Origin of the sequence: Candidatus Nitrotoga sp. M5 (assembly GCF_927904885.1) — a bacterium.
Classification (GTDB): Bacteria; Pseudomonadota; Gammaproteobacteria; order Burkholderiales; family Gallionellaceae; genus Nitrotoga.
In genome coordinates, this window is record NZ_CAKMNW010000001.1 from 1 (window position 1) to 12,689 (window position 12,689).

Annotated in this window: 11 protein-coding genes; 6 read left to right on the plus strand and 5 right to left on the minus strand. The window is 43.3% G+C overall.

The window, feature by feature from the left end; translation table 11 throughout:
• Positions 1 to 437: 437 nt before the first annotated feature.
• Together MJ770_RS00005 and MJ770_RS00010 are read right to left on the minus strand one after the other, a co-directional pair.
• Entirely contained in the window at positions 438 to 629 is a 192-nt protein-coding gene (locus MJ770_RS00005) for a phage holin family protein (RefSeq protein WP_320412202.1), read from the minus strand.
• 514 nt (positions 630 to 1,143) lie between these two features.
• Positions 1,144 to 1,962 carry a tetratricopeptide repeat protein gene (locus MJ770_RS00010; protein WP_239249152.1) on the minus strand — a complete coding sequence of 273 codons (819 nt, stop codon included), beginning with the start codon at positions 1,960 to 1,962 and terminating at the stop codon, positions 1,144 to 1,146.
• A 703-nt stretch (positions 1,963 to 2,665) separates the two neighbouring features.
• Here MJ770_RS00010 and MJ770_RS00015 point away from each other — a divergent pair.
• From MJ770_RS00015 to hpnE, 4 genes are all read left to right on the plus strand, one after another.
• Complete coding sequence (locus tag MJ770_RS00015; protein ID WP_239249154.1) at positions 2,666 to 3,034, plus strand: cytochrome c; 369 nt, start codon at positions 2,666 to 2,668, stop codon at positions 3,032 to 3,034.
• Positions 3,035 to 3,576: 542 nt separating this feature from the next.
• Positions 3,577 to 4,392 (plus strand): squalene synthase HpnC, encoded by an 816-nt coding sequence (hpnC, locus tag MJ770_RS00020; protein ID WP_239249156.1) that lies wholly within the window; start codon positions 3,577 to 3,579, stop codon positions 4,390 to 4,392.
• A 222-nt stretch (positions 4,393 to 4,614) separates the two neighbouring features.
• Positions 4,615 to 5,448 (plus strand): presqualene diphosphate synthase HpnD, encoded by an 834-nt coding sequence (gene hpnD / locus MJ770_RS00025; protein ID WP_239249158.1) that lies wholly within the window; start codon positions 4,615 to 4,617, stop codon positions 5,446 to 5,448.
• Between the two features lie 121 nt (positions 5,449 to 5,569).
• A complete protein-coding gene (gene hpnE / locus MJ770_RS00030) occupies positions 5,570 to 6,895 on the plus strand; it encodes a hydroxysqualene dehydroxylase HpnE (RefSeq protein ID WP_239249160.1) in 1,326 nt (441 codons plus the stop codon).
• 467 nt (positions 6,896 to 7,362) lie between these two features.
• On the opposite strand, the gene MJ770_RS00035 is transcribed toward hpnE, so the two are convergent.
• The 3 genes from MJ770_RS00035 to MJ770_RS00045 all read right to left on the minus strand — a co-directional run bounded on the left by MJ770_RS00035 (position 7,363) and on the right by MJ770_RS00045 (position 10,054).
• Positions 7,363 to 8,145 carry a VC0807 family protein gene (locus tag MJ770_RS00035; protein ID WP_239249162.1) on the minus strand — a complete coding sequence of 261 codons (783 nt, stop codon included), beginning with the start codon at positions 8,143 to 8,145 and terminating at the stop codon, positions 7,363 to 7,365.
• A gap of 153 nt (positions 8,146 to 8,298) precedes the next feature.
• Positions 8,299 to 8,925: a class I SAM-dependent methyltransferase gene (locus tag MJ770_RS00040; RefSeq protein ID WP_239249164.1), complete on the minus strand. Its 627-nt coding sequence runs from the start codon at positions 8,923 to 8,925 to the stop codon at positions 8,299 to 8,301.
• Positions 8,926 to 9,070: 145 nt separating this feature from the next.
• Positions 9,071 to 10,054, minus strand: a complete 984-nt coding sequence (locus MJ770_RS00045; RefSeq protein ID WP_239249166.1) for a malate dehydrogenase — start codon at positions 10,052 to 10,054, stop codon at positions 9,071 to 9,073.
• Between the two features lie 1,114 nt (positions 10,055 to 11,168).
• On the opposite strand from MJ770_RS00045, the gene MJ770_RS00050 reads away from it, so the two are divergent.
• Both MJ770_RS00050 and MJ770_RS00055 read left to right on the plus strand, forming a co-directional pair.
• A complete protein-coding gene (locus MJ770_RS00050) occupies positions 11,169 to 11,603 on the plus strand; it encodes a response regulator (RefSeq protein WP_239249168.1) in 435 nt (144 codons plus the stop codon).
• A gap of 565 nt (positions 11,604 to 12,168) precedes the next feature.
• Positions 12,169 to 12,672: a substrate-binding domain-containing protein gene (locus tag MJ770_RS00055; protein ID WP_239249170.1), complete on the plus strand. Its 504-nt coding sequence runs from the start codon at positions 12,169 to 12,171 to the stop codon at positions 12,670 to 12,672.
• Positions 12,673 to 12,689 lie beyond the last annotated feature (17 nt).

Sequence of the window (12,689 nt, forward strand, 5' to 3'; positions counted from 1 at the left end):
GCTTGCGTAGCCTGATCTGAACGACAGAATCGAATAATTCAGTGTCGACTACTTAGATTAAACTTGGCGGCCCATCCCACAGAGCGGTTTATTTCTAAACCGATGACTCGTGATACGCTTTTGAAACCGCATATCGCATGAACCGTTGTAGTTGCCGATGTCGATGCCCGCCACACTGATTCCATCACTTTTCTTGTACTGTACCAACACTTTCAATTCCGGCCTCATTTAGCGATTCTGGTATTCCAACGCCGGTTTTTCTGCTCTCAATAGTTTCTCAGATGTACACTCCATTATGGGCGGGGATGACAATAAGATTATCACCTGACTGGAAAACGACTAGGCCCACAATAAAGCTGAGAACCGCAATATAGATGCTCGCAAAAAATGCAGCCCAAAATCCTGACACCTTGAAGCATGGAACACCAGAAGCATCATCAGCGCATTGATAACCAGCAGAAATAAACCGAAGTGATAAGTGTAAAAGGTATGGTAAGTAATATAACGACAGGTCTAATAACCGCATTGGCGAATCCCAGCAACAACGCTGAAATAAACAAAGGTTGTTTATTTGAAAATGAAATACCTTGAAATATGGAACCTGCAACCCATAGCGAAAGCGCTGTTATACCCCAGTGAGTTAAAACTCCATCACGTTACTCATCATAAACAAGATACTAACCCCGCTCCATCATTCCTTAACAATTACGTGAGTGGTTTCCACTTGTTTTAGGATTAATTTCTAGAGTGGCGAAAACAATGAGAATATACGTTTTTTTGAAAGCATATATCGAACACGCGTTATTCGATGTCGACTCTCGTGGCAATCGGACAATGCAGTCAGTCACGGCAGCGTTGAAAATAAACTGTTCGCACAATAAGAATTTGGATGAAAGGAAAGTGGTGGACAAAGTCAGTGTATCGACAGCGAAAAAGAAGTCCCCACAGAATTGATAGGCTGTGAACGAATGCTACCGCATGGCGCATGCTCGTTTTACGCAGCCAAGGATTTTTAAGCTTGCGTGCATAGCCATCACGCTTTAATTCCTCCCCGAAACTCCGGAAGAAGAGTCGCTGGCTTTCTTCAATAATTTTTTAAGGTGGCAGTGTAAATCTCAAGACACGCCACCATCATCACTTCTACTATTGCTTAGAATGCTCTTCCAGCCACTTCCGTGCCAATGATTGCGCCTGTTCAATTTGCACATCAGCCAATTTGCGTTCAATACTTTTCCTACTGAACTCAGCCGCTTTGTATCCTTTTCCCGCTGCCAAGTTATACCACATGTGCGCTTGAATCCAGTCCTGTGGAACGCTTTGACCACTTTCAAACACCTTCCCGATACTGTGCTGCGCTTTTACATTTCCTTGCTCAGCTGATTTTAGATACCAAGACGCGGCTTCCTTAAAATCCTGTGGTACACCTTGACCATTCTCATATAGTAAACCAAGATTGTACTGCGCAATTGCGTTATCCTGAGCAGCCGCTTTACGATACCACCACACGGCTTCGTTGTAATTTTTGGGCACACCCTTGCCTTCATGCGACATCAGCCCAAGGTTAAGTTGTGCACCAGCATGACCTTGCCCGGCTGCTTGGTGGTAAAGCATAGCTGCCTTATCATAGTCCCGTGATACACCTTCGCCATACTGGTGTAAAACTCCAAGCGAGTTCAGGGCATCTGCATCTTGCTGCTTGGCAGCATATCTATACCAGACCGCAGCTTCTTTGAAATCTTGATGAACACCTTGGCCTTTATGGTACATTAAACCAAGATTGTATTGGGCAGCTGCATCACCACTAACTGCCAGCCGTCTAAATTCTTTATATGCAGCTGGGTAGTTACCTTTCTCATAGTCCTTAATAGCGTCTTGCAAATCAGCTTGTGCACTTGCACTCATCGCAAAAAAAGCCACTACCAAAAACAGCCTAAATAAATTTACCACAATTGTATTGTGCATTTTCATCCCTCATAAATTAAGTCTATCAACCCGACATGATTTTGTTTTACCTTGCGCCTTCGCTACTACCCCCGTCTGTCAATACATTTTCCTCGTGTCATCAACTATCACTGATATTCGAATGGCTGAATATAATCTCTAACAGTGGTTTCGTATCCTACCATCATCATCAGCAGCACTCAAACCCCATTCAATACTTGAAAATCTCAAATAGAAAAACAGCTAAGTAGGAGCCTACCTCTCCAAGCTTAGTAGCAGTACAAGGTGGCTTTTAGACTAAAGTAGCAAACCCTCAACTCAGTTTATAATGATATTGCCTTCTTGTGATTTTAAAGCGCAGCATTTCCGCTTCTTGTATTTATAAATACTTTGTTAGTTAGAGTGTTTTAAAGTATATAAGTTTCCAACTAATACAAGACACGAGTAAACAAATTTGAACGAGGCATATATTATTGTTAAGTAATCAATAATTTTTTTCAAGTTGAGCCGTATTGAGATGATACAAGGAAAGCAGGCATGCCGCAGAGTGGTTGTTCGATAAATTGGAATTTTAGAGGTGCTCGTTATTGACAAATAGTGGACATTTCACTTAGCGCTTACATAGTGATCGTTCCTCTGGCATTAGCACCCAGGGTGCTAGGCGACAAAACCTTATATAGAGGTATATACTGAGCCGAAAGGTAATGTTCACTAGGAGATTGATATGTTTCGAAGATTAATTCTCGCTGCTCTGTTCATTTTTTCTGGAAATTTCGTTAATGCTGAAACACTATTGATACATAACGCTACACGTGGCGAGTTGTTGTACACAAAACATTGCATCGCCTGTCATAGCACCCAAATACATTGGAGAGAAAAGAAACGCGTTACTGACTGGACAAGTCTACAATCGGAAGTACAGCGCTGGCAGGGAATTGCAGGGCTTGGGTGGGACCAGGAAGAAATAGATGACGTTGCGCAATATCTCAATGTTATCTATTACCATTACCCATGTCAGACTGATGAAAGCTCTACCACAACAGCAAACATCTGCCAAAATCAAGGTGATATGACCGCAGAGCGAAGATTGTAAATTAAGGGCACCTATACATAATCCAATTTTTCGTCACAATACGTCACCACTCGAAAAAAATTATCGCCTACATATTATAATTTATACTGCACTCAAATTTTTTACTCGTGCCTTGTCTTGCTTAAAAACTTGAATTATTAGGGGCGCACTTACAAATTGATAAACTGAATCAAATTTGACAATTACTGTATCGATCAAAACAATTAACGGCAACGTCAATTTTAAATTGCTACAACTTAATTTAATGCAAGCATGTTTGCAAAGAAGCCTTCACCCTCACAGCTTGCTTTGCCCTAGCAACCTGTCGGATTTAAAGGAAATCGGCTGAAATTCCGCCTGGTCGGTGCAGATTCCCGCGTTTTTTTGGTCAATAAATGACTTTTGACAAAAAAACGGCAAGTGGGGTAAGCAGGCATTTAGCCACAAGGTGAAAGCTCGCGAAACCTGCTCTCGCCCAGCCAAATTTCGCTTAGACTCTTCAAGTCAGACAGTCAGCTAGACTCTCATCAACGCTAGAATAACAGATCAAAACTTGCATTCAAATGTCCGTCAATCACTATGAAAACTTTCCTGTTGCCTCCATCCTTATGCCTAAACGCTTGCGGCGAGCAGTGGAGATCATTTACCATTTTGCGCGCCAGGCTGACGATTTTGCCGACGAGGGCGATCTCCTAAATGAAGAGCGTTTTACGGCACTTGATAGTTTTCGAAATGAACTTAATCGCATCGCCACCAATGAAACACCTTTGACCCCTTTATTCCGTGACTTAGCAGACATCATTGCGCAACACCAGTTGCCTTTGCAATTGTTCCACGATTTACTTGATGCTTTCTCGCAGGATGTGCTCAAAAAACGATATTCCAATTTCGACGAAGTGCTGGACTACTGCCGCCGTTCCGCTAATCCGGTCGGCAGATTACTGTTACACCTGTATGAAGAAGCCACACCCTCAAACCTGATATATTCCGACGCCATTTGCACCAGCCTACAACTCATTAATTTTTGGCAAGATATATCGAAGGACTATGCCATCGACCGAATCTATTTACCGCAAGATGAAATGGCGCACTTCTGCGTAACTGAAGCACATATCTCAGAAAGCCGTGTAGATAAGGAATGGCAACAGCTCATGCAATTTCAGGCTAAGCGCGCACGCGACTTGATGCGCAGCGGCACCCCCCTTGGCAGCATACTCACTGGCCGTATTGGCCTTGAAATGCGGCTCATTATTGCTGGTGGCAACCGCATCCTCGACAAGCTTGAAACCGCACAGTTCGACATGTTCCGCCAACGTCCTATCTTACGCCCATTCGACTGGGTTATTATGTTGGGCAAAAGCGCGCCCTTTAATTTCTAATGACCGTCTTAAAAAATTCAGGTTTCTAGGCAAGACAGGTAAGAGTAACAAATCTGGGCGCAGCATATACTTAATATGTAATCAATAATTTTTTTCGAGTAACGCCATATTTTGATGAAGCGAGGTAAACATGCAAGTCGCAGATCGGCTACTCGCAAAATTGAATTTTAGAGGCGTCCTAAAGAAATAGTCCAGCCTATTACCGTTCAATTGCGAATTAACATGACTCCAGATCAATATTGCAAAGACAAAGCAGCACAAAGCGGTTCAAGCTTCTACTACAGTTTTATGTTTCTGCCGTCAGACAAACGCCGCGCTATCACAGCGTTGTATGCTTTTTGTCGTGAAGTAGATGATGTTGTGGACGAAAACTCAGATGAAAACGTGGCACACTCTACGCTGGCTTGGTGGCATACCGAAGTGACTGCTATTTACACAGGAACGCCGCAGCATCCTGTCACACGGGCACTGAAGCCGGTGGTTAAGCAATACAACTTACCTCAAGAATATTTCCACGAGATTATCGATGGTATGGAAATGGACTTGCAACAGCACCAATATGTCGATTTTAAGGCTCTAGAACAATATTGTTATCGTGTTGCCTCGGTAGTGGGGTTGCTCACTGTAGAAATTTTTGGCTACACCGACCGTAATACGCTCAAATATGCGCACGATCTTGGCCTCGCTTTCCAGCTTACTAACATCATTCGTGACGTGGGCGAAGACGCTCGACGCGGGCGCATCTACCTGCCGCTTAATGAGTTAGCGCTTTTCGGTGTGCATGTCAACGATATCCTTGATAACAAGGAGGGTGAAGGCTTTCAGAAACTCATGCAGTTTCAAGTTGATCGCGCACAGCGCTACTACCAACGAGCACTCGAGCAACTGCCCGATACTGACCGCAAAGCGCAGCGCACCGGACTTATCATGGCGGCAATTTATCGAACTACTCTGGAAGAAATCGTTGCCAGTGGCTGTCATGTACTAAAAGAACGCGTCTCGCTCACGCCACTGCGCAAGCTGTGGCTAGCATGTAAAACCTGGGTGAAAAATTAAGGGCACTGTAGCTGCTCTAACCTGTCATTCGTACTAAGCTATAGACACATTTACGTCTAAGCCGAACAGAAGAAAAAATAACTTCCTTCGCTACGCTTAAAGCGAACAGAGAATTGGTATCGTGAGCCAAAATAAAAATTTACATGTCGCCATCATTGGCGGTGGCTACGCCGGCATGGCCGCCGCCGTGACGCTCGCTGCATCTAACGTTTTGGTTACAGTATTCGAAAGCGCTAAGCAGCTTGGCGGCCGTGCACGCGGTGTGCAACATAATAATGTTCAAATCGATAACGGCCAGCACATTCTGCTTGGTTGCTACCACCATACATTGCAGCTTATTGAACAAGTCGGCGGCAACATAGAGCACGACTTCGTGCGTTTGCCGCTTCAACTCATTTTACACAATCGCTTTGAATTAAAAGCACCGCACCTCCCCGCCCCGCTTCATCTACTAGCTGGACTGCTAAGATCAAAAGGACTTGTATTCGGCAAGCGCTTGCGCGCCGCTCGTTTTATGCTCATGCTGAACCGCATAAATTTCACCTTGCCACACGATATCAGTGTATTGGAATTGTTACGTATGCACGACCAAGATGACGAGCTGATACGAATATTATGGGAGCCAATCTGCATCTCCGCGCTCAACACACCGATACACATTGCCTCCGCACAAGTGTTACTACATGTGTTACGCGACAGTCTGAACGGTTTGCGCAGCAATAGCGACATGCTGCTGCCACGCATAGATTTCACAGCACTATTTCCAGAACGTGCAACTGAATTTGTCAATCAATATAAGGGCACAGTGCTTACTGCTTGCAGCGTAGAAGCCATCAATCCACATGGCAAAGAAATCAAATTAATCACCCGTTCAACTGCTGAATCCAATGCGCATACCGAACTATTCAGCCATGTCATCTGTGCATCCTCACCTATTTCAGCTGCGCGACTATTCCGTACCGTGCCACAACTTGCACTCATAGCCGAACAGATTGCAGGCATTTCGCATCAACCTATTTACACCGTGTATCTGCAATACCCCGAACAGGTGCACTTGCCACAGCCAATGCTGGGCTTCGATCAATGCTTTGCTCAATGGTTGTTTGATAAAGGACAAATCGCCGGGCAGCACGGTTTAATCGCCGCCGTCATTAGCGCACAAGGGAGTCATCAAAATTTAAAACATGAGCTGTTAGCACAAAAAGTAGCGCAAGAAATCTACGAACAACTTGGAATAATGGAAACACCTTTGTGGCACAAAGTTATTGCAGAAAAAAGTGCCACCTTCTCCTGCAAAACAAACCTTCCTCGCCCTTCCCATACCACACCGCTTGCCAACGTACTCTTAGCTGGCGATTACACGGCAGGCGATTATCCGGCTACGCTAGAAGGAGCAGTGATGAGTGGAATCCTGTGTGCGAAAGCTATTGCAGCAACGATTCAATAATAAACATAATACTGTTCTTACCCCTGAATTCCGTATCACTTAACGCGCTCATATTTCTGCATCCTTAAACTTGAATTTAAACCACAGTTAGAAATACGTTCGCGAACAGACACTGACTGGCATTGTCGAGGCCGTCGAGACAATTTTCATGCTGTCTTTCAAGGAAAGCGTGGCCTAGGACGAAAGGCTTGCAAACGCAGCGGTAATGTCAATAAGCACTTCAGGAAAGCGACCTCCAAACAGAACATTAAAACAACTTCAACCATATGAATATATTATATAATATATTCATACAATGATACTATTCAACTTCAACATCAGTTCCGGAAAACTGATCTAACATTCAATAGAGGCATCAAGAGAGCCATTTTGACGGGAAAAAAATAAGGGGCAGCACGCCTAAAATCAAAAAAATCGCGGCGATTGCACAAATTAACATGATAAAAGTCCAGATGCTACGCCATATACTAGTCATGTTTCTCACCTTTATTAATTTTATTGGATGCGAGCACATCATCCAAGGTAAGTCCAGTCAGGCTGGAAATAGTACGCCACAAATAATAAAAAATCATCATCATCATTAGCATGGAAGGAATCGCGATCATTGGGTAGCTAAGCAAAGTTAATTGTCCCAGCTCCTCATTGAAAGCAGCGCTACCTGAAGGGCTGACTACAATCCATTTTGCAAGTATATAATTCATACCTGAAGAAAAGAAAAAGGTACCGCCAAGCAGGTAGGTGGCTTTTAATAAACGGGCTTCAAAAATCTCAGTATTGTTATTTTCTACAAGCTTCAGGGTGATTTTTTCAATATCAATAACAGCTGGGTTATACAGCAATGTCCTGATCAAAGGATAACGTGAATAAGTAGAAAGTAGCACTGCAATACCAATCAAGCCAGGAATTGCGGCCTCTTTAATCGCCAGCCATTTGGTATTCAACTCCAATAAACCAATACCACCTGTAAGTAACGTACTTACCAAACCAAGAAGTGCTATAAAATTGAATTTTTTATATTTCAAAAATTCAAATGAACCCCAGACAAGCGGAAAAGCCAAGGCTATAATTAGAGCTCCGCTAGCACCCAGATTGTCCTCACCACTGAATTTCATCAGAATAACTGACGGAATAAGAATGCTGATTAACAGATCAACAAACGGACGCGGGGTATGACTTGCTGCTTTTTTTTCTTGCACGGTGGAATAGGTCATATGATTTCCTTGTGTGTAATCCCTATTTTCAATAGCCATCTTACAACTGCCTTTTAAGGTAGCTCGGGCGAAAAAGGCAACGAATTATGAGCAAGTAGTATGAATAAGTTTACTCTTTATGATTTTATCATTGCAATTCATTAAAGGCTCAGTACTAGCCAATACACTTGGTTTTTTTCTGGAAATTTATTATCATCCACGCCTCCAAACGCTTGCCAACCAAGGCTGCTGTTCCCGTGGCAAGTTGTCAGGACGGTAATAATGGATTAATTCAGTGAATCCCGCATCTAACATGAGGCACCGCCAAGTATCGAGATTATAATATACGCCGTAACGACCGTTGTTCCACCCTTCCTCGTTGTTCCCGTGCGGATTTGAACTAAACAGAACAGCACCCGGTTTTAGCGTCGAGTGCAACTCACGTAATATCCGTGGCAACTCTTGAATGGCCACATGGAACAGTGAGGCGTTGGCAAAGACCCCATCAAAATGATTGGCAGGAAGATCGAGCTTGTGAAAATCTTGCTGCCATACTTCGCAACGACTGTAGTCACGCGCCATTTCAGCGAAAGACTTGCTGCCATCTAAACCCGACGCAACATGACCCATTTTGGTAAATACCCTGAGGTCTCGTCCCGGTCCGCAACCAAAATCTAGTATATTAAAAGGCGGCTCAACCTCGATGTAGTGCAACAACGACATTATGTTCTGGCTGACGTCGTGATTGCATGTGCCGGTAAAGAAATCTTCGGCATGCTGGTTGTAGTAATTTAAAGTGAGGGTGGATATGTTTTCTAAGTCTTGCTGATTCAACTTCATCTTGCATCTCATTATTGAATAATCGTCAATCTAATGTTACTTAGTTTTTAAATAGCAATGTCGTCCAACTTTGATATTTTTAGTTTTTACGTATCCAGATGGCAGGCTTAGTATTAAAGCGAGCGACATAGATAATTTTTGACAACTAACCTAGCAGATGTGTTATTTGTTCACTTTCTTTCAATAACTCATAATAACTTTCCAGCATATGCTGTCGACCAAATTCACTTATGGGTAGATTCGGAACTATTTGGTAGTCACCGTTGTGACAAGTGACAGGAAATCCATATACCACACCTGCTGGTATATCGTAACTACCATCCGATAATACGCTCATGGTGACCCAGTCATCATGGTGCGAGCCAAGTATCCAGTCATGCATATGACCAATGGCTGCGTTGGCTGCGCTGGCAGCACTACTCAATCCACGCGCTTCAATCACCACCGTTCCGCGCTTTTGCACCGTAGGGATGAATTCGCTTTCAATCCAGTTATGATCTGGCAGAATGTCTAAGATTTTGCGCCCGCTAATTTCGGCATGTGACAGATCAGGATATTGTGTACCGGAATGGTTGCCCCATATCACCATTTTTTTAATTTTATCAATTGGTTGTGAAAGCTTGCGAGCTACCTGCGCAATGGCGCGGTTGTGATCAAGCCGCATCATAGAGCTTATATTCTTCGGGTTGAGGTCAGGTGCGTTACGCATGACAATTAATGCATTGGTGTTAGCTGGATTACCTACCACTAGAACTTTGACATGAGGTGCGGCAAACGCATTAAGAATTTTGCCCTGCTCGGCGAAAATTCCAGCGTTGATTTCGATCAGATCATTTCGTTCCATACCCTTGCTACGCGGACGCGCGCCAATTAGCAGGACAATTTCTGCATCGAGAAAAGCGACTTTGGGGTCATCAGTAATGATAACTTGCTGCAACAAGGGAAATGTGCAATCTTCCAGCTCCATTGCTATTCCACGCAACGCTTGTTGCGCTTGTGGTATATCCAGTAGTTGTAGAATGATGGGCTGTTCGTGTTTCAGCATTTCGCCATTAGCGATACGAAACAATAGACTGTAACTAATCTGACCAGCAGCACCAGTAATGGCGATGCGGATAGGCGCTTTCATAAACAATCTCCTGCACGATGAATGATACAGACATTCTGACAGTGTTTGTCAGTCAGGCAAAGGGGGCGCTTAAGCGTTCAGTTTAAAACCAATTTTTTCCCCGATCCAAATACGGATCAAATGTGATGCTATCAAATTGAATTTAATTTGAAATTATTAAATTACAATCTTCGACATCAAAATTTCTAATGTGGCGGGGTATCGTGCCAGATTTAGCGAATTGGTGCAGATTACACGCTGCAAGAGTCTAGCCAGTCAGCCAAGGGGTTGGGTCAGTAGCTATACTCAAGCTCGGACAGTTTCATCGTCACTGTCTCGCGGCACAAATTTAAGAATGGGACGTACTACCAATATCGAAGTAAGCTGCATTGGAAAACAACAGATAAAAACGCCCTTGATACACCTGATTTTAAACTGCTTTTATGCTTGCGTTGCACCATAGCTATCTTGATTGTTTATTTCGGAGAGTAGTGTCTCATCGTGGACGTCGACAAGTCACTCACTTAAAAGGATATCGGTCAAGCGTCTCATAAATGCCAAGCCAATTTAGTAATGTTGATGGCGTCACTTAATTTCCACACTAAATTACCCACACTAACCTTCGGGCAATATGCGCCATTGCTTTTCAGATCTTCTGTCACATCGCACTCACTATGCCACATTCGGTGAACGTCGTGTTTCGTCGGCGCAAAGTGCGACATTGGGCCGATTGCTTCGCTACCCTCGTACCCGCGGCGATCTACCCTCCGATATTTTAGCAAAAAAAGTAATGAGAATAGCAGGTGCAAACGCACCTAAGCATCATTGAGGGTTACGATCCGACCAAGACATAGTGAAATCATTCAGATAAAATATGTCGAATGTGCCCTGATATTTATAGACTAGCCACAAAAAACAATAGTTACAATTGAAACGCACTTAACACATGGCGATGCGGAGTTCCTTGAGGTGCCGGCCTAAGTCCTCGGCCAGAATCTTTGGTGCAATCCGTTTTGCTGACTTGCGTCAAACATAAATGCTTGAAAATGATAAATAAATTTAATGAATATAAGATATTGCAGTGCAATTACTTGCGTAAATTTATTTAAAGAGAACATTGAAATGAGGGGTTTGTATGATTGCGAATGGCACGAATGAGAACGAAGTAGCTCAGATGATAGCGGCGAAAAAACTACGAGTACTATTGTTGGACGACGACAAATTCACACTTGAATTTGTTGGCGATATGCTGCTCGAATTAGGCGTAGCCGAAGTTTTTAAGGCGGAAAATGGGGAACAGGGGATAGCAATATTAGACGGGTTATCATCACAGCCGGACATACTTATATGCGACCTCTGCATGCCTGAAATGGACGGCGTTGATTTCCTGATGCGTCTTGGTATGGAAGGTTATGTTGGTAAAATCATTTTAATCTCAGGAACCCAACAACACCTGTTGTCTGGGATGGATGTGTATTCCAGCAAGCTTGGCTTGATACCATTAGGCACGTTGATAAAACCAATTGCACGTGATGAGCTAGCAACCATTATTACTCGATTTTGCCAATAAAAATGAAATTTAACTTTCCTTCACGGAATTGGCACTATGACCAAAATCCTATAAATAGTAGCTCTAATTTATAACGGCTAGCGTCGGCCTGAATTACCCAGTCCGTCTCCGCACAATGTTTTGACTGTATACAATTATTTATTAAATACCAACCAGTTACCAGCACTTTGCTTCTAGTAAACGCCTTCGCAAGACTGCTCGTGGATCAATCCAATTAAAATCGACAGTGCCTATGCAAGCACGCTAATCGGCACCAGTATTTTTCTACTCGTAAATGAAACTTTAGGGAAGATTATTAAAGAATCATGGCTCTTGGTCGAAGTACCCTCATACATCTGCATTGACTTTAACAGCAGCAAGCGTGCTGCAAGCCCGTTATTAGCTATATTATTCATATGGTTCATGGATGTCCATGATTTCAGAGCTTGAAATCGAATATTAGTGTTATTTGCGAGCTTGCAGGTCTAATTAATCCAGTAATGCTCAACGTTTAGACAAATGAATCGACAAACATGAAAACTGAAGCAAAGTACAACACTCTGAACTCGACCATTAGCAACTTGTGTTGGAATCTATTTGGCTACATCCGTTTTTAGCAATGAACAATTTTCTCAGAATGAATATTTTTGCTTTGTTTTGGCGAGCCATTCCGACTTACATTCTTGCGTCACTGCTGATTACTGCAAATTCTTATGCCGACACTCAAAAGCCAGCTATGGTTGTTATAGCGTTCCCTTCGACTAACGAAAATACGATTTCTCGAAGCACGCTACGTGCTGTTTTTGGCATGCGCCTTAGCAAGTGGCCGGCAAATACTACGGCCAAGGTATTTGTAATGAATGATGATGCGCCTGAACATGGCGCCTTCAGCAAGAACATTCTGCAGATATTCCCCCATCAATTGAGATTAGCGTGGGATCGGCAAGTATTTTCCGGACAGGGACAATATCCTGAGCAAGTAGCCACCGCGCAAGAGATGCTCACTAAAATATCATCAACGCCAGGGGCGATTGGCTATATCAAATCAAACGAGGTCACTGATAATGTACGTATCCTTCAAATTCGTTAAGACTGTAGCTTGGATTT

Bases quoted from the DNA above. Each gene is read 5' to 3' on its own strand.
- MJ770_RS00040 (WP_239249164.1), bottom strand. From the start codon at position 8,925: ATGAAGTTGAATCAGCAAGACTTAGAAAACATATCCACCCTCACTTTA.
- hpnC (WP_239249156.1), top strand. From the start codon at position 3,577: ATGTCCGTCAATCACTATGAAAACTTTCCTGTTGCCTCCATCCTTATG.
- MJ770_RS00015 (WP_239249154.1), top strand. From the start codon at position 2,666: ATGTTTCGAAGATTAATTCTCGCTGCTCTGTTCATTTTTTCTGGAAAT.
- MJ770_RS00045 (WP_239249166.1), bottom strand. From the start codon at position 10,054: ATGAAAGCGCCTATCCGCATCGCCATTACTGGTGCTGCTGGTCAGATT.
- MJ770_RS00050 (WP_239249168.1), top strand. From the start codon at position 11,169: ATGATTGCGAATGGCACGAATGAGAACGAAGTAGCTCAGATGATAGCG.
- MJ770_RS00010 (WP_239249152.1), bottom strand. From the start codon at position 1,962: ATGCACAATACAATTGTGGTAAATTTATTTAGGCTGTTTTTGGTAGTG.
- MJ770_RS00035 (WP_239249162.1), bottom strand. From the start codon at position 8,145: ATGGCTATTGAAAATAGGGATTACACACAAGGAAATCATATGACCTAT.
- hpnD (WP_239249158.1), top strand. From the start codon at position 4,615: ATGACTCCAGATCAATATTGCAAAGACAAAGCAGCACAAAGCGGTTCA.